Origin of the sequence: Paraburkholderia xenovorans LB400 (genome assembly GCF_000013645.1) — a bacterium.
Lineage (GTDB): Bacteria > Pseudomonadota > Gammaproteobacteria > Burkholderiales > Burkholderiaceae > Paraburkholderia > Paraburkholderia xenovorans.
Genome location: NC_007952.1, coordinates 2,182,279 through 2,203,848, shown reverse-complemented (window position 1 = coordinate 2,203,848; position 21,570 = coordinate 2,182,279). Strand labels below are relative to the sequence as shown.

The window sequence follows — 21,570 nt, the reverse complement described above, 5'->3', positions numbered from 1 at the left end:
CCTGTGCGGATTTGCGTGGTACGGCACGCATCGGTACAGACTCACCTATGTAAATGGTTGTTCTAAAAAGGAAATTGACTATTTGACCCGCTTGCCGAAAAACCGGCACACAATTTGCGGTACACCACACATCTCTAACCGGACATTTATCGTACCGTATATGTCACAAGTTCTGCTCAAAGGGGGCCGCGTGATCGACCCCGCCCAGAAAGTCGACGCAGCGCTCGACGTTCTCGTGGACAACGGCGTCATCGCCGCGATCGGCGCCAATCTCGCGAGCGGGGCGCCGCACGCCGAACAGGTTGATTGCAGCGGCAAGCTGGTGCTGCCCGGCCTTATCGATACACATGGCCATGTGTATCAGTACGTCACCGGACGCTTCGGCCTGAACGCGGACCAGTGCGGCGTGCAGTCCGGCGTGACGACCATTGTCGACCAGGGCGGTCCGAGTTGCATCACGATTCCGGGGTTCCGGCACTACGTGGTGGAGCGCTCGGCCACGCGCGTACTCGCTTATATCTCCGCTTATCTCGTCGGCGGTCTGGAGGGCCACTATTATCCGGACCTTTATCGTCCCGATTGCCTCGACGCCGACGCGACCGTCAAGTCGATCCGCGCGAATCCCGATCTCGTGAAGGGCATCAAGGCGCACGCGGAAATTGGCGGCTTTGCGCGCTGGGGGCTCGACGTCATGAAGATCGCCGCGAAGATCGGCCGTGCCGCGGAATTGCCCTTGTATATCCACTTCGGTCAGTTGTGGCCGAAGCCCGAAAGCGGCGGCCTGGCCGTGCAACCCGATTCGATCTTCAATCAGGTCGTGGAGACGCTCAAGCCCGGCGATATTCTCGCGCACCCGTTCAGCCGCCATCCGGGCGGCTTCGTCGAGGAGAACGGGAAACTGCATCCGCTGGTGCATGAAGCGGTTGCGCACGGTCTGAAGATCGACGTCGGTCACGGCTCGCACTTCAGCTTCAGAACGGCGCGCGTCGTACTTGATGAGGGCGTCGTACCCGACACGCTCGGCGCCGACATGCACGGCTACAACACGCACGTTCCGGCACCCGCCGGCACGCCCGACAGTCATCCCGACGAGGAGCATTCGTTCCTCGGCCGCACCCAGTTCAGCCTCGTGAGCGCAATGACGAGCATGCTCGCGCTCGGCCTGCCGCTGAATCACGTGGTCGCGATGGCGACCTGCAATGCCGCGAAGATGGTCGGTATGGAGGACGCCATTGGCACACTGCAGGTGGGACGCGGCGCCGACATCAGCGTGCTCGACGATCGGCGCGGCCGCTGGGTGCTGGAAGACAACGAAGGCACGCAAGTCATCACCGACCGTATGCTGTCGCCCCTGTTCTGCTTGCGAGACGGCGTGCGTCACGAAGCCGTCTCGCCGACGCTGCCGCTCGCGCGCGCCGCGTGAATGACGCGAGGTCCAACACGATGATCAAACGTCCGCAGAAACGCAGCGACGTCAACAGGCCGCAAGGCATCGGCGCATCGCTGGCGCGCAAGGAAGACGAGCGCTTCATGCATGGACGCGGCGAATACGTGCCCAACATCCGCATGGTGGGCATGGTCGATGTGGCATTCGTGCGCAGCCCGATCGCGCATGGGCATATCGTCGGCATCGAGAAGCCGCAAGCGTTCGCGAACGCGATCTATACGCTCGCCGATCTCGAAGGCGTGCGGCCCATCGTCGCGAATTCGGGTCTGCCCGGCTTCAGGAGTTCGCAGCAGCCCGTGCTCGCGAGCGGCAAGGTGCGTCAGGTCGGCGAGCCGATCGCGATGTGCGTGGCCGCGACGCGCGCCGAAGCGGAAGACATCGCCGCGCAGGTGTTCGTCGATTTCGAGGAACTGCCCGCCGTGGTCGACATGCTCGATGCGCGCCGCGAAGGCTCCCCGCTCGTGCATGAGCACTGGGGCGATAACGTCTTCCTGGAAACGTTCGTGGACGCGAAACCCGACGTCGACCTCGAAGCGATTCGCCGCGATGCGCCGATCCGCGTGCGTCGCAAGCTGCGCACCGCGCGTCAGAGCATGGCGCCGATGGAAGGGCGCGGCGTGGTCGCGCACTGGGACCGCAGGCTCTCGCAACTGATCGTGCACACCTCCGCGCAGATGCCGCACATCACACGCACGGGTCTCGCGGAGTGTCTGGGCCTCGACGAAGGCCAGGTGCGCGTGATCGCGCCGGACGTCGGCGGCGGCTTCGGCTACAAGGGCATCCTGCTGCCCGAGGAAGTGTGCTGCGGCTGGCTCGCAATGCAACTGGAAAGGCCCGTGCGCTGGATCGAGGATCGGCGCGAGCAGCTTACTGCGAACGCCAATTGCCGCGAACACGATTACGACATCACCGGCTACGCGGATCGCGACGGCCGCCTGCTTGCGATCGATTGCGAGGCGCATGTCGATTCGGGCGCCTATTCGTCGTATCCGTTCTCCGCCTGTCTGGAAGCGGCGCAGGTCGGCAGCATTCTGCCGGGGCCGTACAAGATGGACCGGTTCCGTTGCCGCACGTGGTCGGTCGCGACCAACAAGCCGCCGATCCTGCCGTATCGCGGCGTTGCGCGAACGGGCGTGTGCTATGCGATCGAAACCATCATGGATGCGATCGCAGTGGAAGCGGGCATCGAGCCATACGAAGTGCGCTTGCGCAGTCTCGTTGGGCCGCACGAAATGCCCTACGACAACATTACGAACAAGCACTTCGACAGCGGCGACTATCCCGAAGCGGTGCGCCGCGCAATGGCCGCGATCGATCTTCCCGCAGTGCGCGCGCGCCAGCGTCGCGGCGAGCCGGACGGACGGCGCGTCGGCTTCGGCATGTCGATCTTCTGCGAGCAGGGCGCGCACGGCACGTCGGTGTATCACGGCTGGGGCATTCCGATGGTGCCGGGCCATGAGCCCGCCGTGATTCGCCTCACGCCCGACGGCGTGCTCGAAGTACGCGCGGGCGTGCATTCGCACGGTCAGAGCATGGAGACGACGCTCGCGCAGATCGCGCACGAAGTGCTGGGCATCGATACGGACCGCGTGCGCATCGTGCTCGGCGATACGGGCGTCACGCCGTATTCCACCGGCACGTGGGGCTCGCGTTCCATCGTGATGGCGGGCGGCGCGGTGGGGCGCGCGTCGAAAGAGCTGAAAGAGCGCCTGATGAAGATCGGCGCGCATCTGCTCAACGAGCCGTTGAACGAGGTGCGCTGGGAAAACGGCGCGGTCGTCGGCAAGGACGCGCGCCGCACGCTGAAGGAAATCGCGCGCACGTGGTACCTCGCGCCGCAACTGTTGCCGCACGATGTCGATCCGCGCGGGCTCGAAGTGTCGACGTCGTATCAGGCGAAACGCGATTCGGGCACCTTCAGCTACGCGTGCCACGCGGTGGTCGTCGCGGTCGATCCGGCGCTCGGTCAGACCGAGATTCTCGACTACGCGATCGTCGAGGACGGCGGCGTGCTGATCAATCCGATGGTGGTCGACGGTCAGGTGTATGGCGGCGCGGCGCAAGGCATCGGCACGGCGCTTTACGAGGCGATGCCGTATAGCGAGGACGGTCAGCCGCTCGCCTCGACGCTCGCGGACTATATCCTGCCCGGCGCGACGGAAGTGCCCGCAATCCGCATCGAACACATGGAAACGCCCGCGCCTTATACGGAGTTCGGGCAGAAGGGGATCGGCGAAAGCGGCGCGATCGGACCACCCGCTGCGATCGCCAATGCCGTGAACGATGCGCTGCGCGGACTCGGTGTGCGCATCGATCAGTTGCCGATCACGCCGCGCGTGATCGTCGAAGCGTTCGCGCAGCAGCGTGAAACGCAAGCGGGCGCGCTCAAGGGAATGACCGCATGAAGGCCGCCACCTACGACTACGCCAAGCCGCTCGCCTGCGATGAAGCGATCGCGCTCGTCACGCCTACCGAGGGCATGGCCAAGTTCGTGTCCGGCAGCCAGTCGCTCGGGCCGATGATGAACCTGCGTCTCGCGCAGCCGGAGATGCTCGTGGATCTGCGCGGCATCGCGGCGTTGCGCGCATGCGGGATCGAAGGCGATGTCGTCACGCTCGGCGCGTGCATCACGCATGCGGAAATCGAGGACGGCAAGATCGAAACCGGCACGCGCGGACTGATGCCATACGTCGCGCGCGGCATCGCGTATCGCGCGGTGCGCAATCGCGGCACGCTCGGCGGCAGTCTCGCGCATGCCGATCCGGCCGCCGACTGGATCAACACGATGCGCGCGCTCGATGCGGAGTTTCTCGTGGCGGGCGCGAACGGCGCGCGCGTCATCGCCAGTAGCGACTGGATGGCCGGCGCGTTCACCACGTCGCTCGAACCCGAGGAGATTCTCACCGGCGTGCGCTTCAGGCGTCTTTCGGCCAATGCGCGCTGGAGCTACTACAAGTTCAATCGCAAGCCGGGTGAGTTCGCGGAAGCGATCGCCGTATTCATCGACGACACGGCGCGAGGTATGTGCCGCGCGGTGATCGGCGCAATCGACGGGCCGCCGTATGCGATCGACGACGCCCGCGCGCTCATCGACGACGCCGATCCGCACACGCACGCCTACGACGCGCATCTCGAAGCAGCGGGCGTCGAAGCGGGGACCTACGAACATCAGGTGCATCGCGTCGCGCTCGCGCGCGCGGCGGCGATCATTCGCAATCAGGGCGGGAACGCATCATGAGCGACGCATTCATCAAGACGATCGAACTGTTCGTCAATCAATCGAAGGTCGTGGATCGCGTGGAGCCGCGCACGAGCCTCGCGGATTTTCTGCGCGAGCAACGCATGCTGTGCGGGACCAACATTGGCTGCGAGCAGGGTGTGTGCGGCGCGTGCACGCTCGACGTGGACGGCGTGCCGACGCGCTCGTGCATCACGCCCGCAATCAGCTGCGCGGGCAGCTCGGTGCGCTCTATCGAAGGCTTCGACGACGACGCCACCATGAACGAACTGCGGGCGGCCTTCACGGCGGAGCACGCGCTGCAATGCGGCTACTGTACGCCGGGCATGCTGATGACGGCGCGCGACATCGTCACCCGCTTGCCCGATGCCGACGACGCACGCGTGCGCCTCGAACTGTCCGGCAATCTGTGCCGTTGCACGGGCTATGTGGGTATCGTGCGCGCGATTCGACGCGTGCTCGATGCGCGACGCGACCGTGCAGCGACGCCGCTCGCGTCGGTTGCGGTGACGGCCTGAAACATCGAATACGGACCTATACGCAATGGAAATCGAACAGAGCTTCACCGTGCCGTATCCGCGCGACGCCGTGTGGGCGCGCTTTCACGATACGCCGGAGGTTGTCGCGTGCCTGCCGGGCGCGTCGCTCACCGCACCGGTCGAGAACGGCCTGCTCAAGCTCGCAATGACGGTCAAGCTCGGGCCGATCGTCGCGTCCTTCGCGGGCGACGGCGAGATGAAGCTCGACGACGAGCAGTATCGCGGCAGCATGACGGGGACGGGCGTGGATCGCAAGAGTTCGTCGCGCGTGAAGGGCGTGGCGTCGTTTTCGCTCGATGCGGTGACGGCCGGCGAGACGCGCGTCGACGTGAAGGTGGATTACACGATCGGCGGCAGCCTCGCGCAATTCTCGCGCGGCGGCATCGTCAAGGAACTGGCGACGCGCATGACGGAAGCGTTCGCGGCGAATCTGCGGGCGAAGCTCGATGAGGCGGGGCCGGTGAGCGTCGCCGATACGGAACCGGCCGTGGTCGAGCCGACGCTCGAGCCTGCTGTCTCGACGCCGCCTGTTGTTGAAGCTGCGGCGGAATCCGCCGTGAGTCAGCGGCCTGTCGTGGAAGCAGTGCCGACGCTCGCGCCGCAGCCGCGCGTCGAACCGCGACTCGCGCCGCGTCCGCTACCGAAGAACGCGCCGCTCGACGTGGGCAATCTGTTCTGGAAGATGCTGTGGTCGCGCTTGCGCGGCGTCTTCAGCTTCGGGAGCCGTTGAGCCATGCACACGGATGCCAATGCGCTGGCGCTGAGACGGATTCACGCGGTGCGTCCGCGATGGAGCGGCGTCGTCGCGGCGCGCGAAGCGGTGAAGCTGCCTGAATTCACGCTGCTTCATGCGGGACCGCCGTTCGACGATGCGCGCAAGCCATCGGCGCCGGTGCTTTCTTCCGCTGTGTTGTGCTGCCTGTACGAAGGCTGGGCGAAAGATGAAGCGCACGCCGAACGTTTGATCGCGCAAGGCGAGGTGCGGCTTGAAAGCGCGCAATCGTACGGCGTGGTGACGCCGCTCGCCGCCGTGATCTCGCCGCGCGCGATGCTGGTCGAAGTATCGGACGCGAACGATCAAACCTCGCGCGCATGGTCGCTGCTCGGCAGCGGCGCGGGGCCGCAGATCCGCTTTGGCGGCCGCGATAGGCGCATCATCGAACGATTGAAGTGGCGTGACGAAGTGCTGGCGCCTGCTTTGAGCGGCGCGCTGGCGCAAGGCCCGATCGATCTCTTCCCGCTGGCGCAAACCGGCATCGACGGCGGCGACGATCTGCACGCGCGCACGACGAGCGCAACCGCCGCGTTGCGCACGTTACTCGCGCCGCGAGTCGATCATGTGGATATCGACGGGATGCTCGCGCAAACGCCGCTGTTCTTTCTTACGCTGTGGATGGCCGCTTGCAAGCTGATGCTTTCGGCGGCATCGGCATCGGCATCGGCATCGGCATCGACGCTCGTGGTGGCGTTGGCGGGCAATGGCGAGCGCGTGGGCATCCGGCTTGCGGGTTCGCCTTCGCGTTGGTTCACCGCTGAAGCGGGCGCGCCACGAGGTCCGCGCCTCGATCCGCAGCAGCACGCCATTGCAGCGAGGCTCACCGGCGACAGCGGTGTGATCGATGCAGCGGGCTTCGGCGCACAAGCGCTCGCATTCGCGGCGGAACCCGCGCAAGCCTTCGAAGCATATCTGCCCGCTGGCTGGCGCGAAAAGCAGCCGCGCATCCACACGGAATCGCATCCCTCGTTCCAACGCCTGCCCGGCGTGCTCGATGCCGCGCGCGTCGTCGAGGAAGGCATTGCGCCGCTCGCCGCCATCGCGATGATCGGTGCGGACGGGCACACGGGCTTGCTCGGACGCGGCCTTTACACCGCACCGTGCGAACTGTTCGAACGCGCGGTGAAGAACTTCCCGGCCGACCACGCATGACTCCCGAAACGATCAACGATCCGGCGACCCTCGCCGCCGTCGAGGCCGTCTTCGACGAATACGAGCGGGCGCTCACGACCAATGACTTGCCCGTGCTCGATACGCTCTTCTGGAATAGCCCGCACACGCTGCGCTACGGCGCGACGGAAAACCTGCAAGGCTATGGCGCGATCCGCGAGTTTCGCGCGATGCGTCCGGGCAAGGGCCTGATGCGCACGGTCATCGATCGCTCGGTGACGACGTTCGGCACGGACTTCGCCGTCGCCAACATCACGTTTTCGCGCAAAGGCGAGGCGCGCGTCGGGCGTCAGTCGCAGACGTGGGTGCGCATGGACGGTCAATGGCGTGTGGTGGCTGCGCATGTCAGCTGGATGGACCCGTCATGACGAGAAACGAACTGCTTCAACCGGGCCTGCACGGAGCATTCGTCGCCGACGGATTCAATGCGCTGCCCGCCGCCGCGTTGCCGCCGCGCACAGGCACACGCCTCGTGGGCCGCAGCCTCGCGGTGAAGGATGTGTTCGATATCGCAGGGCTGCGCACAGGCAGCGGGAACCTCGCCTGGCGCGCCGCGCAGCCGGTTGCCGCACGCACCGCGCTGGCGGTTCGGGCGTTGCTCGAAGAAGGCGCGCAGTGGATCGGCAAGACCCTCACCGATGAGCTGACCTACAGCCTCGCAGGCGTGAACGCGCATTACGGCACGCCGGTGAATCCCGCGGACCCGGCGCGCATTCCGGGCGGCTCGTCTTCGGGCTCGGCGGTGGCGGTCGCGGCCCAGCACGCGGATATCGCGATCGGTACCGATTGCGGCGGCTCCGTGCGTTTGCCCGCGAGCTACTGCGGCATCTGGGGCATACGCGCGACGCACGGCCGCATTGCGGGGGATGGCTGTCTCACGCTCGCGCACAGTTTCGACACGGTGGGCTGGTTCGCGCGCGATGCGCACACGCTCGCGGACGTTTTCGAAGTTCTGGCGCGCAGTATCGTTACCTGGGATGACGAACCGTTCACGCTACACGTTCCGCGCCACCTGCTGGCGTGCGCGGATGAGGAAGTCGCGACGCGTTTCGAAGCATCGCTGCAAGCGCTCGGCGACAACGTGTCGTTCGTTTCGCCGGATGCGTCGCTCGCGCAATGGGCGCAAGCGTTTCGCGTGCTGCAGGCGGCGGAAATCGCGCAACGTTATGGACACTGGGCACGCGAGCATGCGTCGAGCTTCGGCGCCGATGTGGGCGCGCGCTTCGCGGCGAGCCTGACCATCACGCGCGAACAGGTTGCCGATGCGCAGCGCGTGCGGGTCCAGGCGAACCGCGCAATGGCTGAAGCGCTCGCGCCGGGCACCTACTGGCTCGTGCCGACGGTGCCCGGCGTCGCGCCGCGCGCCGATGCGTCGGCGCAAGCGGTCGATCACACACGCGCGCGGTCGCAGCAGATGTTGTGTGTCGCGGGCCTCGCGGGTCTGCCGCAGGTGAGCATGCCGTGGACGACGATCGACGGCGCCCCCGTCGGCATGTCGGTGATCGGCGGCCGCGGCACCGACGAAGGTGTGTTGCGTGTCGCGCGCACCGTGCATGAAGCGATGCGCAAGTCGCCGCGATGAAGCTTTCCGCTTCCTCGCTTTGCCTTGCCAATTGTTGAAAAACCCTCTCCGATCGAACCACTCCGAAGGAACGTTCATGACGAAGCACTTGACCGAAGACCAGGTAGCGCATTTCAAACAGCACGGCTACGTCTACCCGATGCGCGCGATCGACGCAGAGCAGGCAGCGGAGTATCGCCGCATCATCGAGCAATATGAGGCGAGCTCTGGCGAGGACGTCAACCGGACCCTGAAAATCAAGGGGCATCTCGCATTGCCCGCGATCGTCGAGCTTGGCCGCCATCCGGCCATTCTCGATGCGGTCGAGGATCTGATCGGCCCGGACATCATGTTGTTCGGCGCGTCGATCTTCGCGAAGAACGGGCGCGATCCGCGTTACGTGTCGTGGCATCAGGACTCGACGTATTTCGGCCTCACGCCGCACGAGGAGGTGACCGTCTGGGTCGCGCTTACGCCCGCGAATTCGGTGAACGGCGTGCTGCGCGTGCTGCCCGGCTCGCATAGCGGCCCGGATCTCAAGCACGTGGAGACGTATGCGGCGGACAATATGCTCGCGAAAGGGCAGACGCTCGTGGACATCGACGAGAATCTCGCGGTGGAAATGCCGCTTCAGCCCGGCGAATTCTCCATGCATCACGAACGCACCGCGCACAGCTCGCTGCCGAACCGTTCGGACGACAGGCGCATCGGCTTCGCGTTCTTCTATGTGCCGGCGCACGTCAAGTCGACCACGGGCCGCCGCCGTGCGACGCTGGTGCGCGGCGTCGACCGCTTCAATCACTGGGACCCGGACACACTACCCGAATACGACTGCGATCCGCGCTCGATGAGCGAACTGGCCGCTACGTGGGGTAAGTATAAGGATGGCGAAGTAAAACAGGCGGCGGACATGGCCGCACCGCAATGACGGACTTTGCATGCGTCGGCTGCATTGCCGCGACGCATGCATCCTCCAGAAATCCGCTTGCATTGGCGACGCCGGGAAGACGCTCATCAAGTCGATGAGCGTTTTTGCCTCACTCGTCAATCATGCAGCTTCGAAGCCTGATTCCACTCGTCGCCTGTCAGATGCGGCGCACGGAAGCGCGCGAGGAACTGTCGCGCACGCGGAGTCTGCGGCGCGCTGAAGAACTGCTCGGGATGTGCGGTTTCGATCACCTGGCCCGCATCCATGAATACGATGCGACTCGCCACCTGCCGCGCGAACTCCATTTCGTGCGTGACGATCACCATCGTCGCGCCTTCCTGAGCGAGCAGGCGCATCACGTTCAGCACTTCGCCGACGAGCATCGGATCGAGCGCGCTGGTCGGTTCGTCGAAGAGCAGGATATCCGGATTCATCGCGAGCGCGCGCGCAATGCCCACGCGCTGCTTCTGCCCGCCCGAGAGACGGGACGGAAACGCATCCATCTTGCCCGCGAGTCCAACGCGTTCGAGCAGACGCACGGCTTCTGCGCGCACTTCGTCGCGCGGACGCTTCAGTACATACAATGGCGCTTCCATCACGTTCTGCAACACGGTCAGATGCGGCCACAGCGCAAAGTGCTGAAACACCATGCCGATGCGCGCGCGCGAACGGGCGAGCTCGGCATCGCGCAGCTTGATTGCCGAGCCTTCGCGCACACCCATACGCTGATTCGACACATAGACCGTGCCCGCATCGGGAATCTCCAGCCAGTTCACACAGCGCAGGAGCGTGGACTTGCCGCAACCCGACGGCCCGAGCAGGCACACCGTTTCGCCCTTGTGCACCGTGAGCGACACATCGCGCAGCACGCAGTTCTCGCCGAACGACTTCGATATACCGTTGAGTTGCAGGACAGTGTCCGCCGCGGAGCGCAGCGCATTGCCGGCGACGCCGGCCGAAGGCGCGGCGGCAGCGGCGGCGAGCCGGATGGCGGGCGGGACGTCATTGGAAAGATTCATGCTCTGCGTTCCTCGGCAAATCTCGACAGGAGTCCGCTTGCGCCTTCGATCACGAGACAGATGGCCCAGTACAGCAGCACGGCCGTGGCGAACGCGGCGAACGGAATGAAATAGGTGGCCTGAATGCCGTTCATCTGATGCGTCAGTTCGCCGACCGCGATCACCGTGAGGAACGCGCTGTCCTTCACGATCTGCACGAGCTGGTTGCCGATCATGGGCAATGCGACGGTAAAGACCTGCGGCAAGATGATGCGGCGAACCAGACTGAAGCCATGAAAGCCATAGGCGGACGCCGCTTCGATCATCGGCGCCGGCAGGCCGGCCCATGCGCCGCGTAACAGTTCGGCCATGTAGGCTGTGTTGTAGAGAATCAGCGCGATTGCGCCGGCCCACCAGTTGGACAGGCGAATGCCCGCCGTGGGCAGGCCGAAGTAGATCAGATAGACGAACAGCAGAAACGGCGCACAGCGCATCGCATCGACGTAAAGCGTTGCGATCCGCGCGATGGCGGGTCGCTTCGACATCAGCGCAGGCGCGAGCAATGCGCCGAAGACGAGCGATGCAACGGCGGCGATCGCCAGCAGCCCGAGCGTGTCGAGCAGACCGGAAAGCACGTCCGCGCGTTGCTGCCAGATGATCATGAAAGGATCGATCATGAGCGTGCCTCCACCGGCTGACGCCGTTCGATCATGCGTTGCGCGCGGATCAGCACGAACACGATCAGCCCATACAGTACGAGGGCGAAGATAAAAGGCGGCAGCGGATCATAGGTGCGCGCGCCGACACGCAGCGCGGCACGCGTGATCTCGACGATGCCGATCACCGCGACGGCGGGCGTCGATTTGATCTGCAGGGTCATCTCGTTGACGAGCCCCGGCAGGCTCGCGCGCCAGATCTGCGGCAGCGCAATGCGGCGAAAGCGCAGCGCACGGGGCATCGCGAAGGCGAGGGCGGCGTCGTATTGGTCGCGCGGAAAGTTCATCAGCGCGGCACGCCAGATTTCGCAGTTGAAGGCGGCGGTGCTGATGGTGAGCGCGAGAATCGCAGCGGGCGTCGGGTCCAGCGAGATGCCGAACTGCGGCAGCGCGAAGAATATCAGCAAGGTGAGCGTCACCGCGGGACACGAGCGAATGAGGCTCACGTACGCGATCACGACACGATTCAGAAACGGCACGCGCGCCCAGCGGATCAGCGCGAGGCCGAGGCCCAACGGCACACCGAGCACGATGCTGGAGACCGACAGAACCACGGTCGCCAGCGCGCCCTGAGTGATGCTCCAGTAGTCGAAGGCGTTCATCGATGAGCGATCAGAAAGACATCAGTTGACCGACGGCGGCATGTCTTTGTAGGTCGCGCCCAGCCACTTCTGCTGGAGCTGGTACATTTCGCCGCTCTTGCGCAGTTCGAGTAGCGCGGCATCGACCATTTTCAGCACGTCGCTGTTGCCCTTCTTTACCGCCCACGCGATATAGGTCGGTTTGCCGATTGCCTGGCCGACAACAAAGGTATCCGGCCGCGTCTTCACGAGCGAGTTCAGACTGATCTGCGTGTTGGCCACGGCGTCGACGCGTCCGAGCCCCAGATCCTGATACGCCTCCGGATAGGACTGGTACTCGACAATCTGCTTGAGGCCGTTGCCGCCATGCTTCTTCTTCAGTTCCTCGTTGAAGAGCTTGAGGTCCGCGAGCATCGCGCTGCCGGTTTCCGCGCCGACTACCTTGCCGACGAGGTCGTCCGGACTCTTGATCGTCGAGCCCTTCTTGACCGCGTAGAAGGTGACGGCTTCGCATGTCGGCGACGCGAAATCGAAAGTCTTCTTGCGTTCGTCCGTGACGAGCACGGCGGTCAGCGCCATGTCGTACTTGCCCGTCGTCACGCCGGGAAGAATGCCGGACCAGGGCATGACCTGCTGCTTTATGTCGACGCCGATCTTCTTGCGCACGAGTGCGAGCAGATCATTGTCGTAGCCGGTGTTCTTGCCGTCGGCAACGAATTCGAACGGGGTGTAGTCGTCCTCGGTCGCGACGCTCAGATAGCCGCGTGCCTTGATTTCTTCGGCGCTCGCGGCATGCGCGGCATGGCTCACGCCGATGGCGGCGACGAGCGCGAATGCGCACGTGCGCAGGAATGTGACGATGCTGCGCTGCTTCGACTGGCACAAATCGCTGCGGTTGAGACGGACTGACATGAAAAGCCCCCCTTCGTGGTGGTTACGTCGGCGCACAACGCTTCGAATGCACGCGGACGATGGATGACGGTTGTCGAATCGAAAATTCGTTTGGGTACTGACGATTCGTCGTTCGAATATGCAAGGGGTATGCCAACGACCTGCGTGGTCGCAGGTTGTTGACTGATGGGAAGCGCACAGCGTGGGATGTTGGTGAGGAAAAAGCGTGGTGCACCACATATGTTTTAAAAGCGATTGAATCGTGCATCGGCGCACCGACTTGCGGCATACCTCAGAATTGCGCATGGTTCGGTTGCAAGGCGCGTGGCTCACGAGCCCGACCTTTTTTCGGCGGTGCTCCTAAGCGTTCGCATGAATACGCTGTATGCTGATGAACGTCGCGCGTGAGGCGTGAATGACCCGTATCTATCGCAAGAGGAACCCTTTGTTCATGGACGCGCCAACGACTCGCACAAGCGCAGACGAACCCGAACTCGTATCAGATCCGGTGCTCGCATGGCGCAACACGGCGCTCAATGAGCGGCCGGGTTTCCTCATCCGGCGGTTGCACCAGATCCACGTTGCGCTGTTCATGGAGGAGTGCGCGCCCGAGGGCATCACGCCGGTGCAGTACAGCATTCTCACGGCGCTCGAACAGTTGGGGCCTTCGGAGCAGGTGGTGCTTTCGCGCGCGGTGGGACTCGATCGCGCGAATACGGCCGACGTGATTACCCGTCTTGGGCAGCGGCGCTTCGTGCAGAGCCGCGTGTCGCGCGCGGATCGGCGCAAGAAGGTCGCGGAATTGACGGAAGTCGGGCATGCGCTGCTGGGCCGTCTCGAATCGCGCGTGGCCCGTGCGCACGAACGAACCATTGCTGCGTTGCCGCCCGATGAGCGAGCGACATTCCTGCGGCATTTGCTGCTGCTGGTAGATACGAACAACGAACTCAGCCGCACTCCTGTGGCGCGCACACCCTACGGTTCTGATGGACCGGTCAAGGACGGGGTGATCGAAGCGTAGGGTGGCCATTGCGAGCGCGGCATCGAAGCGTCCGCTCATTGCAGCGATAGCGCGAAGCCGGCGGCAGGCCGGCCCCGTTTCCATGAGCGGCGGTGCAATGACTTCAATGGATCGCGTGGGATCGTGTGAGACCGTGTGCCGAATCAGAGCCACCGTCCATTGCCGGTTTGGCAGCCTGTCACATGCCATCAAAAAATATGGCGTAAGCTGAGCGCCTGACCGGTGGGTAGCGTGGGCGGCAAATCTGCGGACCGGGTTCGATCGACTCGCGTTCGTCTCTTTCACGGAGGAACAAAGCAATGCGAACGATGAAGGCAGTGCAGGTGGCGCAGGCTGGCGGACCCCTGGAACTCGTCGAACGGGACGTGCCGGAACCGGGTGCCGGACAGGTGCTCATCAAGATCCAGGCGTGCGGTATCTGCCACAGCGACGTGCTAACAAAAGAAGGGCAGTGGCCGGGTCTGGAATATCCGCGGGTGCCCGGGCACGAAATTGCAGGCGTGATCGATACGGTCGGCGCAGGCGTCGAAGAATGGCAGGCGGGACAGCGCGTCGGCGTCGGCTGGCACGGCGGCCATTGCGGACACTGCGAGCATTGCCGCCGCGGCGATTTTGTTCTGTGCCAGCGCGCGCTCGTGCCCGGCATCAGCTACGACGGCGGCTATGCCGAGTTCATGCTGGCGCCCGTCGAGGCACTGGCGCGCATTCCCGACGATCTCGCCGATGTCGATGCCGCTCCGCTTCTATGCGCGGGCATCACGACATTCAACGCGCTGCGCAATAGCGGCGCGCGCGCCGGCGATGTGGTCGCCATTCTGGGCATTGGCGGGCTCGGCCATCTCGGCGTGCAGTTCGCGCGAAAGATGGGCTTCGTCACCGTGGCCATCGCGCGCGGGCAGGACAAGGCAAGTCTTGCGAAACAACTCGGCGCCCATCACTACATCGACAGCACGGCGGCGAATGTGGCGCAAGCGTTGCAGGCGCTGGGCGGCGCTCGCGTCATTCTCGCCACCGTCACGAGCGGCAAGGCGATGAGCGCCGTGGTGGGCGGCCTCGGGCTGAACGGTAAGCTGATCATGGTAGGACTCTCGGACGAGCCCGTCGAAGTGCCGGTCGCGCAGTTCATCATGGGACGAAATTCGGTGCAGGGCTGGCCGTCGGGCACGTCGGCGGATTCTCAGGACACGCTTGCGTTCAGCGCACTCTCGGGAATCAAACCGATGATCGAAGAATTCCCGCTAACGAAAGCGGCCGAAGCCTACGAGCGGATGATGAGCGGCGCCGCGCGGTTCAGGGTCGTGCTCAACACGGGGCGGTAGGAGTGGGCGGACGACGGACCGAGGCCTTCAGGCGCGTGTGTAGAGGAAAACGAGGAAAGCGGTGAAACACCCGCCGGCAGCAGAAAGCGCCGGGCGCTGAAGAAAACCGGGCAAAAACAGGCTGCAACGAAGCGACGCCGCAGCGCGCCGCTCAGGCTCGAGTCAATGAATCAGCGAATCAAGCCGGAGAAGGCGCGCGAATGGCTTCGCGTACAACTGAATTGCAATGGATCACGTCTGGACCGTGCGGAGCGCGGTCAGCGTGCCGCCGGCCTTAACGGCGGCGGAATTGCGAATTGCGAGCACCGCCGCCACCGGTGGCGCGCTCGTCTTTATGACGGAAATTGATCCGGCCTTTGGTCAGGTCGTAGACCGACAGTTCCAGCGTCACGCGGTCGCCCGCGAGAATACGGATATGGTTCTTGCGCATGCGTCCGGACGCGTAAGCGCCAACCACGACGCCGTTGTCGAGCGTCACGCGGTAACGGCTATCCGGAAGTACTTCGTCGACGATACCGTCAAGTTCAAGCAGTTCTTCTTTCGCCATGCATAACTCCTGGTCGATGGGATAAGGGGTGTTGGTCGCCCACGCCGGGCAGCACAACATCAGATTGGGGCGATAGCGGGTTTTTCGAGCCCGCTGTCCTGCGGCATCAGCCTATGCGCTGATAGTACCGCTCAAAGATCGGCGACGGACTGGCCGTCTACACGGCCGTCGATCAATTGCTCGGCGTGAGCCATGCACGCAATGCGCGCCTTGCCCGTGCCGTCGAACGGAAACAGGTACTGCAGGCGGAACACACGGCCGTCGGCAGCCGGATTGGCGCCCACACGGCAGATGCGCACCGACGCGTCGTAGCCGGCGTCCGGATTGCGGCTCGTCTGACCGTCCGCCGGGCGGCGCGGATAGACGAGCGGGTGAATTTCGTAACCCTTGTACGTCTTGACAGCTGAATTCATGAAGCACGTGTCCTGTATTACGTGGCCGCCGTGTCACGCGTGTTACGCGCGGCAAGACGGGCCGGGCAGCGCAGCACCTTGGGGCGCGCCGCCATGGAAAAAGGTTGGCACAGGCCCGATGACAAGGACTTGAGCGCGGCCGCGCAAAATCGCGGATTCGATGGAGAGAAAACACGCTGATGTCGCGCGGACATCGGGCAGTAAATGAACCCTCAGCTGCACAACTCGCGACGGCGAATGCATGCGGCGCATTGCCGGAATGACGGGACCGCCAACAGACGGCGGTCGAACAGCCGGGGGTGGTGCGAAGATGCCGGTTTGAGCCTGCCCGGTGTTACTTGCGGTTCTATCCGCAATATTGCCTGATTGTTGCCCGGTAACGCCGGAACTACGAATGCGGGATACAGCTATTCCAATATGATGCACTAAATAGGGCTAATTGGATAGCAAAAAGTTCCGCGCACGGGCAAACCGCCCAGCCGGCGGGGCTTCGCGTACCACGTAGCGGGCGCGCACGGCGTGCCTCGCCATGAGCGGTACGCCGGGTGAGGGAGGGCGCCGTCGCGGCGCGGGCGCTGGACGATCAACAGGCTCGTGCTTCAGCGGGACGTTTCGGCGACGCGCTTCTGCAACTCGCGCGATGCCGCGAGCGGAATGCGGGCGTCATCCCAGCCGGCCAGCCATTCGACTTCTTTCGACGTGAAAATCTGCCCGTGATTGCGCAGCGTGTACTGCAGCGAATCGATGATGTGATTGCGGATGATTTCGGGCGTGCCCGCGTCATCGAGCACGGCGCGAAACGCTTCGAGCGTAGCCATCTGTTGCTCCGTGAAATAGATGCTCCTTTTATCGCACGAAAAAAAATCTCTCGCCAAGCGGACAAAATTCGCCGCGCGGTAAAGCGCCCGCCTCCGCCGATGGCTTTTTTGAGGGCGTGATCGGCGCCGCGGTCGCCGCGGCCGGGCCGGGTGGCTACAATGGCGAGTTGCCGCGTCCTTCGATCCCTGCGATTTCCCCATGCGCAACCCAAACGTGTCTCCCGTGAAAGACCTGCTGCTCGAGCGCTACGCTCCTATCGCCGACGGCATCGCGGCGCTTTTCTATCCGTGCGCCGAAGTGGTGATTCACGACCTGCGCGATCAAACCATCGCGTACCTCGTGAACAACCTGTCGAAGCTCGAAGTCGGCGGGCCGTCGGTGCTGGACGAAGTCCATTACGCGGCGCGCGGGCAGACCATCGGCCCGTACGAAAAGCTCAACTGGGACGGCCGGCGCATGCGTTGCGTGAGCAACATCCTGTTCGACGACGACGGCAAGCCGGCCGGCATGCTGTGCATCAACTTCAATATCGCGGTGTTCGAAGACGTGCGCTCCACCCTCGATCTGTTCATCAAAGGTGGCAATCTGACGGACGCACCCGCGGAGGACCTGTTTCGTGACGACTGGCAGGACCGCATCAACACGTACCTGCACACGTGGCTGCGCGAACGGCAGATCGGCATCAATGCGCTCACGCGCGAACACAAGCGCGAGATCGTCGAGGCGCTGCATGCACAAGGCGCGTTTCGCGGCCGCAGTTCCGCGAACTACGTGGCTGCCGTGCTGACAATGGGACGCGCCACCGTCTACAAGATTCTGAAGCAGATGAAAGAGGGCGGCTGACGCTTCGACCGTTGCCGCGCGAAGGCACTGCGTTTTTTCGATTCAGGGGATGCGAATGGTGCGCTACAGGCACTACAAAGGCGGGATCTACGAACTGGTTTGCGAGGCCACGCTCGAATCGGATCCGACAGTCACGATGATCGTGTACAAAGCCGCTAATGGTACGATCTGGACACGTCCGGCTTCGGTATTTTTCGAACTGGTCGAAGTGGACGGCGCCACGGTGCCGCGCTTCGCACCGATCAACCAGGCACTACCAGCTACAGGAATCTGAATGCGTCTTCTGCTTGCCATCATTCTGCCGTGGTTTCAGTTCTTCACGATTGGCCGTCCGTTTGCCGGCATCATCTGTCTGATTTTGCAGATCACGCTGATCGGCTGGATTCCGGCCGCGATCTGGTCGGTGTACGCGCTGAGCCAGTACAACACCGACAGGAAAATCGCCCGGGCAATGGGTAACGGGCGTTAAGGCTTGCGCTGAGCCGCGTGCGTGCGCCGTAAGTGCGCCCCTGAGCCACGAAGGCGCCGCACTTCACATGGTCGGCGGCAGTTCGAGCGCATCTGGTACCGCGATCACCACGTCGGATTCCGCGATCGCCACGCACGGCAGAATATAGCCCTCCTGTTTTTCTTCGCGGCTGAGACCCGGCCACTCGATCGAGTAGCGCACGCGTCCCGCAGTCATCCTGCAGATACACGTACGGCACGTTCCATTACGGCACGAGCGCGGCAAGCGCAGATTCGCGAAGTCGGCGGCTTCGAGAATGGTGAGCGAATCGGGCGCCTCGAAGCTCCGGCCAAGTGGTTCGACGCGAACGAGAGGCGGGCGGATAGAGTCGGACATCGTGCAGGTCTGTGACGGGATTGCGCCACACTTTACACGGTGCCGCCTCAATGCGTCGTGCCGCCGCGTCGCAAATAGCGGTACACCGTATTGCGCGCCAATCCCAGCTCGCGCGCCGCCGCCGACACATTGCCGTCGAGTCGCTCGAGCGTCTGCGCAATCAGCGAGGCCTGCCACGCTTCCATCTTGCCGGACGGCGGTTGTTGACCTTGCCCCTGGGTTTGCGCAGCGGCGCGGGCCTCGTCGTCCACGCCTGAACCCGCACGCGCCAGCGGTGATTGCACGCTTTGCTCCGCCGCCGCGTCGACGCAATCCTGCAGAAAGTCGTCGGGCAGATCGTCGAGTTCGATCTGCTGCGCACCTTCGGCCATGATGCTCGCGGTGCGCAACACGTTGGCCAGTTGCCGCAGATTGCCCGGCCAGCGGCATTGCGCAAATCGTTCGAGCACCTCGGCCGACACGCGGCGCGGCAGCCGCTCGCCGTCGGGCTGCAAGGCCAGCATGCGCGTGACGAGCGCATGCAGATCGGTACGCTCGCGCAGCGCAGGCAGCGTCACCACGAGTCCATTGATCCGGTAATAGAGGTCTTCGCGGAAGGTGCCGTCTTCGATCATCGCGCGCAGGTTGCGGTGGGTCGCGCAGACAATGCGCAGATCCACCGGAATCGCCCGGGTTGCGCCGAGCGGCACGACGGTGCGCTCCTGCAGAACGCGCATCAAACGCACCTGCTGGGCGAGTGGCATGTCGCCGATTTCGTCGAGGAACAGCGTGCCGCCGTCGGCCTGCACGATCTTGCCGACGCTGCCGCGCTTTTTCGCGCCGGTGAACGCGCCGTCTTCGTAACCGAACAACTCCGCTTCGATCAGCGTATCGGGCAACGACGCGCAATTCAGCGCGACGAAAGGCGCGGCCCGTCGCGGCGAATCGTGATGGATGGCGCGCGCGAGCCACTCCTTGCCGGTGCCCGTCTTGCCGAGCACGAGAATCGGAATATCGCGGCCGCGCAGTTTGGCGACACGCCGCAGGATCGCGGCGACCTGCGCGTCGCCGGTGTCGAGCGTTTCAAGCGTGGCGAGCGGCGCAGGCTCGGCGGGGCGCGGCGTTTGACGCGCCCCGCCCGGGAGCGGTGCGCGCGAGGTGTCGAGGCTTTCGGCCGGTCCGACATATCGGGGCGCGGTGTGTTCGCCGCGCGCCACCACGCGCACGCCGCTTGGCAGCGTCAGCAGAATGGTTTCGCCGGGCGCGCGCGTGATCTGCTGCAACACCCTGGAGAAGGCGATCCCGAACAGTGCATCGAAGGGTTGCCGTTGCAGTTCGGCCAGCGGCTGCCCGAATTGAAACAGCGCGCTGCGGTTGGCCGACAGAAACGTGCCGTCCGGCGCGAATGCCGCGAGCCCTTCGAACAGCGTGCCGATGAACTCCGCGCGCGCGTGAAAGTGAACGCGAATCGCATCGACGAATTGATTGGAGAACAGATGATTTTCGATCATCTGCGCTGACATTCTGACGAGCGCGAGCGTGTGCTTGTGAAAGCCGCGCGTATCGCCGCTCACGTCGAGCGCGCCGATGGTGCGCCCGAACGGATCCGCAATCGGCGCGCACGAGCAGGTGAGAATACGGTTGGCGTGCAGGAAGTGTTCACCCGCGTGCACGACGGTCGGCTGCCCGTCCACGAGCGCGGTGCCGATCGCGTTGGTGCCGCGATCCGCCTCGGCCCACGAAACGCCCGGACACAGCGCGACGCGATTGGCTTTTTCGACGAAGTCGCTGTCGCCGAGACTGTGCAGGATCACGCCGTGATTGTCGGTGAGCAGCACCATGCTTTGCGTATCGACGATCTGCGCATGCAGCGTTTCCATGACCGGAAGCGCGTGCGTATAAAGCGACTGATTGCGATCGACGAGCTCACGCAGCGCGGGCCGGCGCAGCGGATGAAAGTCCGGCATTTCCGACGCGCGCAGACCGAGCTCGAGCGAGCGGGCGTGAGCCTGCGCGATGACATCGGGCCGACCGACGGCGGGCGGGTTGGCAGAACGTTGGGTCAAGGCATGTCTCCGGTGAAACGGACACGGCGGGTACGTTGCCCTCCGCTCGATGCCGCGGCGCAACATGCGCGCGCACGGTCGAACACCGATATTACAGGACGAAACGCCCGGCGCGCGGCAGGGAAAAAACGGAGACGGCGCATGCGCAGTGCCTCAAAAAACCGCGCGGGGCACCAAAATCAGGCAAACCGGAAGGAAAACTTGCGCCGCGCCCGAACTCGTCTAAAGTGAATCAAATCACCTCCGCGGGCTGCGAACCAAAGCGTTGCCGCCGCGAGGTGACGAGCCCGCGTCGTCAGCATTGGACAAGGAGGTTGGCGCCAGAGACGCGACCAGACGCAACCGGCGTGCGCATTACCAGGCAGCACCATGCGCCGCACCTACCTTCCAGGTGAACTCCCATGCAGATCCTTTTCCCGAATGAAACCCCTGAATATTCAGGTCGCGAACTTACCTTGGCGTTCCCGGCGATGGTCGATGGGCAAAGGGTGGAGTGCATGATCACGGCGGAGGCGCTGGAAGACCACTTCGGCGCCGCGTCGCCGCGTCTGGAGGACATGGTGGGCGCATTCGATACGCATCGCGCCCGGATCGAAGCCGCCACGCGGCGTTTGCTATCGGAGACGCGGGCGCAATGTCTCGTGCTCAGAAGCGGCTATGTGCGCTTCTACGAGGCGAACTGGCGCAATTGACCGTGGGCGGGTCCGGCGTTAGCCAACGCCGGAGCAGGAAGCAGCAGGACCGCCGCGCAAGAATCAGAAACTGAGGAAGCCCACGCGCGGCATCAATCGATCATTCAGACTGTCCGCGGCCATGCGTGCCGCCGTGCAGAAACGCAAAACGCAGAAACGCAGAAACGCAGAAACGCAAAGCGC

24 protein-coding genes are annotated in these 21,570 nt (G+C 64.2%); 15 read left to right on the top strand and 9 right to left on the bottom strand.

Going from position 1 to position 21,570, the window contains the following annotated elements; all coding sequences use genetic code 11:
- The first annotated feature begins 160 nt into the window (after positions 1-160).
- From BXE_RS31710 to BXE_RS31670, 9 genes are all read left to right on the top strand, one after another.
- Complete coding sequence (locus BXE_RS31710) at positions 161-1,423, top strand: amidohydrolase/deacetylase family metallohydrolase (protein WP_011492212.1); 1,263 nt, start codon at positions 161-163, stop codon at positions 1,421-1,423.
- A gap of 20 nt (positions 1,424-1,443) precedes the next feature.
- The gene (locus BXE_RS31705) at positions 1,444-3,852 is read left to right on the top strand and encodes a xanthine dehydrogenase family protein molybdopterin-binding subunit (protein WP_011492211.1); all 2,409 of its coding nucleotides are present in this window, start codon (positions 1,444-1,446) and stop codon (positions 3,850-3,852) included.
- Positions 3,849-4,685, top strand: coding sequence for an FAD binding domain-containing protein (locus tag BXE_RS31700; RefSeq protein WP_011492210.1), 837 nt, complete (start codon positions 3,849-3,851; stop codon positions 4,683-4,685). Before BXE_RS31705 ends, BXE_RS31700 begins: the two co-directional genes overlap by 4 nt.
- Positions 4,682-5,203, top strand: a complete 522-nt coding sequence (locus BXE_RS31695; protein WP_011492209.1) for a (2Fe-2S)-binding protein — start codon at positions 4,682-4,684, stop codon at positions 5,201-5,203. Before BXE_RS31700 ends, BXE_RS31695 begins: the two co-directional genes overlap by 4 nt.
- A 25-nt stretch (positions 5,204-5,228) precedes the next feature.
- Positions 5,229-5,954 (top strand): SRPBCC domain-containing protein, encoded by a 726-nt coding sequence (locus BXE_RS31690; protein ID WP_011492208.1) that lies wholly within the window; start codon positions 5,229-5,231, stop codon positions 5,952-5,954.
- Between the two features lie 3 nt (positions 5,955-5,957).
- Positions 5,958-7,151 carry a DUF1116 domain-containing protein gene (locus tag BXE_RS31685; protein WP_011492207.1) on the top strand — a complete coding sequence of 398 codons (1,194 nt, stop codon included), beginning with the start codon at positions 5,958-5,960 and terminating at the stop codon, positions 7,149-7,151.
- The gene (hpxZ, locus tag BXE_RS31680) at positions 7,148-7,537 is read left to right on the top strand and encodes an oxalurate catabolism protein HpxZ (protein WP_011492206.1); all 390 of its coding nucleotides are present in this window, start codon (positions 7,148-7,150) and stop codon (positions 7,535-7,537) included. The genes BXE_RS31685 and hpxZ overlap by 4 nt, the downstream gene beginning before the upstream one ends.
- Complete coding sequence (locus tag BXE_RS31675) at positions 7,534-8,751, top strand: amidase (RefSeq protein ID WP_011492205.1); 1,218 nt, start codon at positions 7,534-7,536, stop codon at positions 8,749-8,751. The genes hpxZ and BXE_RS31675 overlap by 4 nt, the downstream gene beginning before the upstream one ends.
- Before the next feature lie 76 nt (positions 8,752-8,827).
- On the top strand, positions 8,828-9,658 hold the full coding sequence (locus tag BXE_RS31670) for a phytanoyl-CoA dioxygenase family protein (protein ID WP_011492204.1): 831 nt from the start codon (positions 8,828-8,830) through the stop codon (positions 9,656-9,658).
- Positions 9,659-9,774: 116 nt separating this feature from the next.
- On the opposite strand, the gene BXE_RS31665 is transcribed toward BXE_RS31670, so the two are convergent.
- The 4 genes from BXE_RS31665 to BXE_RS31650 are packed head-to-tail and all read right to left on the bottom strand — an operon-like array spanning position 9,775 to position 12,865.
- The gene (locus BXE_RS31665) at positions 9,775-10,677 is read right to left on the bottom strand and encodes an amino acid ABC transporter ATP-binding protein (RefSeq protein WP_011492203.1); all 903 of its coding nucleotides are present in this window, start codon (positions 10,675-10,677) and stop codon (positions 9,775-9,777) included.
- A complete protein-coding gene (locus BXE_RS31660; RefSeq protein ID WP_011492202.1) occupies positions 10,674-11,333 on the bottom strand; it encodes an amino acid ABC transporter permease in 660 nt (219 codons plus the stop codon). Before BXE_RS31660 ends, BXE_RS31665 begins: the two co-directional genes overlap by 4 nt.
- The gene (locus tag BXE_RS31655; protein ID WP_011492201.1) at positions 11,330-11,974 is read right to left on the bottom strand and encodes an amino acid ABC transporter permease; all 645 of its coding nucleotides are present in this window, start codon (positions 11,972-11,974) and stop codon (positions 11,330-11,332) included. The genes BXE_RS31660 and BXE_RS31655 overlap by 4 nt, the downstream gene beginning before the upstream one ends.
- A 21-nt stretch (positions 11,975-11,995) precedes the next feature.
- A complete protein-coding gene (locus BXE_RS31650; RefSeq protein ID WP_011492200.1) occupies positions 11,996-12,865 on the bottom strand; it encodes a transporter substrate-binding domain-containing protein in 870 nt (289 codons plus the stop codon).
- A gap of 430 nt (positions 12,866-13,295) precedes the next feature.
- Between BXE_RS31650 and BXE_RS31645 the strand changes: the two genes are divergently transcribed.
- On the top strand, positions 13,296-13,865 hold the full coding sequence (locus BXE_RS31645) for a MarR family winged helix-turn-helix transcriptional regulator (protein WP_011492199.1): 570 nt from the start codon (positions 13,296-13,298) through the stop codon (positions 13,863-13,865).
- A 299-nt stretch (positions 13,866-14,164) separates the two neighbouring features.
- Positions 14,165-15,184, top strand: a complete 1,020-nt coding sequence (locus BXE_RS31640; protein ID WP_011492198.1) for an alcohol dehydrogenase — start codon at positions 14,165-14,167, stop codon at positions 15,182-15,184.
- Between the two features lie 274 nt (positions 15,185-15,458).
- On the opposite strand, the gene infA is transcribed toward BXE_RS31640, so the two are convergent.
- From infA to BXE_RS31625, 3 genes are all read right to left on the bottom strand, one after another.
- A complete protein-coding gene (infA, locus tag BXE_RS31635; RefSeq protein ID WP_007177610.1) occupies positions 15,459-15,731 on the bottom strand; it encodes a translation initiation factor IF-1 in 273 nt (90 codons plus the stop codon).
- A gap of 131 nt (positions 15,732-15,862) precedes the next feature.
- Positions 15,863-16,144: a hypothetical protein gene (locus BXE_RS31630; RefSeq protein ID WP_007177609.1), complete on the bottom strand. Its 282-nt coding sequence runs from the start codon at positions 16,142-16,144 to the stop codon at positions 15,863-15,865.
- Positions 16,145-16,743: 599 nt separating this feature from the next.
- Positions 16,744-16,962: a hypothetical protein gene (locus BXE_RS31625; RefSeq protein WP_040124600.1), complete on the bottom strand. Its 219-nt coding sequence runs from the start codon at positions 16,960-16,962 to the stop codon at positions 16,744-16,746.
- Between the two features lie 199 nt (positions 16,963-17,161).
- On the opposite strand from BXE_RS31625, the gene BXE_RS31620 reads away from it, so the two are divergent.
- Genes BXE_RS31620 through BXE_RS31610 form a run of 3 tightly spaced genes read left to right on the top strand, consistent with a single transcriptional unit; the run spans position 17,162 to position 18,275 of the window.
- Complete coding sequence (locus BXE_RS31620; RefSeq protein ID WP_007177607.1) at positions 17,162-17,806, top strand: helix-turn-helix transcriptional regulator; 645 nt, start codon at positions 17,162-17,164, stop codon at positions 17,804-17,806.
- Between the two features lie 55 nt (positions 17,807-17,861).
- Positions 17,862-18,080 (top strand): DUF1653 domain-containing protein, encoded by a 219-nt coding sequence (locus tag BXE_RS31615; protein WP_011492195.1) that lies wholly within the window; start codon positions 17,862-17,864, stop codon positions 18,078-18,080.
- Positions 18,081-18,275 carry a YqaE/Pmp3 family membrane protein gene (locus BXE_RS31610; RefSeq protein ID WP_007177605.1) on the top strand — a complete coding sequence of 65 codons (195 nt, stop codon included), beginning with the start codon at positions 18,081-18,083 and terminating at the stop codon, positions 18,273-18,275.
- 63 nt (positions 18,276-18,338) lie between these two features.
- Here the strand turns inward: BXE_RS31610 and BXE_RS31605 are convergent, their stop codons facing one another.
- Together BXE_RS31605 and BXE_RS31600 are read right to left on the bottom strand one after the other, a co-directional pair.
- Positions 18,339-18,650: a 2Fe-2S iron-sulfur cluster-binding protein gene (locus tag BXE_RS31605; RefSeq protein WP_040124603.1), complete on the bottom strand. Its 312-nt coding sequence runs from the start codon at positions 18,648-18,650 to the stop codon at positions 18,339-18,341.
- 47 nt (positions 18,651-18,697) lie between these two features.
- Complete coding sequence (locus BXE_RS31600; RefSeq protein WP_040124606.1) at positions 18,698-20,695, bottom strand: sigma-54-dependent Fis family transcriptional regulator; 1,998 nt, start codon at positions 20,693-20,695, stop codon at positions 18,698-18,700.
- Positions 20,696-21,096: 401 nt separating this feature from the next.
- Here BXE_RS31600 and BXE_RS31595 point away from each other — a divergent pair, with 401 nt between their 5' ends.
- On the top strand, positions 21,097-21,387 hold the full coding sequence (locus BXE_RS31595; protein ID WP_007177602.1) for a DUF1488 domain-containing protein: 291 nt from the start codon (positions 21,097-21,099) through the stop codon (positions 21,385-21,387).
- The last annotated feature ends 183 nt before the right edge of the window (positions 21,388-21,570 follow it).

What these genes read in the sequence shown, in the direction of transcription:
- BXE_RS31710 (WP_011492212.1), top strand. Translation starts at nt 161, where the DNA reads ATGTCACAAGTTCTGCTCAAAGGGGGCCGCGTGATCGACCCCGCCCAG.
- BXE_RS31705 (WP_011492211.1), top strand. Translation starts at nt 1,444, where the DNA reads ATGATCAAACGTCCGCAGAAACGCAGCGACGTCAACAGGCCGCAAGGC.
- BXE_RS31700 (WP_011492210.1), top strand. Translation starts at nt 3,849, where the DNA reads ATGAAGGCCGCCACCTACGACTACGCCAAGCCGCTCGCCTGCGATGAA.
- BXE_RS31695 (WP_011492209.1), top strand. Translation starts at nt 4,682, where the DNA reads ATGAGCGACGCATTCATCAAGACGATCGAACTGTTCGTCAATCAATCG.
- BXE_RS31690 (WP_011492208.1), top strand. Translation starts at nt 5,229, where the DNA reads ATGGAAATCGAACAGAGCTTCACCGTGCCGTATCCGCGCGACGCCGTG.
- BXE_RS31685 (WP_011492207.1), top strand. Translation starts at nt 5,958, where the DNA reads ATGCACACGGATGCCAATGCGCTGGCGCTGAGACGGATTCACGCGGTG.
- hpxZ (WP_011492206.1), top strand. Translation starts at nt 7,148, where the DNA reads ATGACTCCCGAAACGATCAACGATCCGGCGACCCTCGCCGCCGTCGAG.
- BXE_RS31675 (WP_011492205.1), top strand. Translation starts at nt 7,534, where the DNA reads ATGACGAGAAACGAACTGCTTCAACCGGGCCTGCACGGAGCATTCGTC.
- BXE_RS31670 (WP_011492204.1), top strand. Translation starts at nt 8,828, where the DNA reads ATGACGAAGCACTTGACCGAAGACCAGGTAGCGCATTTCAAACAGCAC.
- BXE_RS31665 (WP_011492203.1), bottom strand. Translation starts at nt 10,677, where the DNA reads ATGAATCTTTCCAATGACGTCCCGCCCGCCATCCGGCTCGCCGCCGCT.
- BXE_RS31660 (WP_011492202.1), bottom strand. Translation starts at nt 11,333, where the DNA reads ATGATCGATCCTTTCATGATCATCTGGCAGCAACGCGCGGACGTGCTT.
- BXE_RS31655 (WP_011492201.1), bottom strand. Translation starts at nt 11,974, where the DNA reads ATGAACGCCTTCGACTACTGGAGCATCACTCAGGGCGCGCTGGCGACC.
- BXE_RS31650 (WP_011492200.1), bottom strand. Translation starts at nt 12,865, where the DNA reads ATGTCAGTCCGTCTCAACCGCAGCGATTTGTGCCAGTCGAAGCAGCGC.
- BXE_RS31645 (WP_011492199.1), top strand. Translation starts at nt 13,296, where the DNA reads ATGGACGCGCCAACGACTCGCACAAGCGCAGACGAACCCGAACTCGTA.
- BXE_RS31640 (WP_011492198.1), top strand. Translation starts at nt 14,165, where the DNA reads ATGCGAACGATGAAGGCAGTGCAGGTGGCGCAGGCTGGCGGACCCCTG.
- infA (WP_007177610.1), bottom strand. Translation starts at nt 15,731, where the DNA reads ATGGCGAAAGAAGAACTGCTTGAACTTGACGGTATCGTCGACGAAGTA.
- BXE_RS31630 (WP_007177609.1), bottom strand. Translation starts at nt 16,144, where the DNA reads ATGAATTCAGCTGTCAAGACGTACAAGGGTTACGAAATTCACCCGCTC.
- BXE_RS31625 (WP_040124600.1), bottom strand. Translation starts at nt 16,962, where the DNA reads ATGGCTACGCTCGAAGCGTTTCGCGCCGTGCTCGATGACGCGGGCACG.
- BXE_RS31620 (WP_007177607.1), top strand. Translation starts at nt 17,162, where the DNA reads ATGCGCAACCCAAACGTGTCTCCCGTGAAAGACCTGCTGCTCGAGCGC.
- BXE_RS31615 (WP_011492195.1), top strand. Translation starts at nt 17,862, where the DNA reads ATGGTGCGCTACAGGCACTACAAAGGCGGGATCTACGAACTGGTTTGC.
- BXE_RS31610 (WP_007177605.1), top strand. Translation starts at nt 18,081, where the DNA reads ATGCGTCTTCTGCTTGCCATCATTCTGCCGTGGTTTCAGTTCTTCACG.
- BXE_RS31605 (WP_040124603.1), bottom strand. Translation starts at nt 18,650, where the DNA reads ATGTCCGACTCTATCCGCCCGCCTCTCGTTCGCGTCGAACCACTTGGC.
- BXE_RS31595 (WP_007177602.1), top strand. Translation starts at nt 21,097, where the DNA reads ATGCAGATCCTTTTCCCGAATGAAACCCCTGAATATTCAGGTCGCGAA.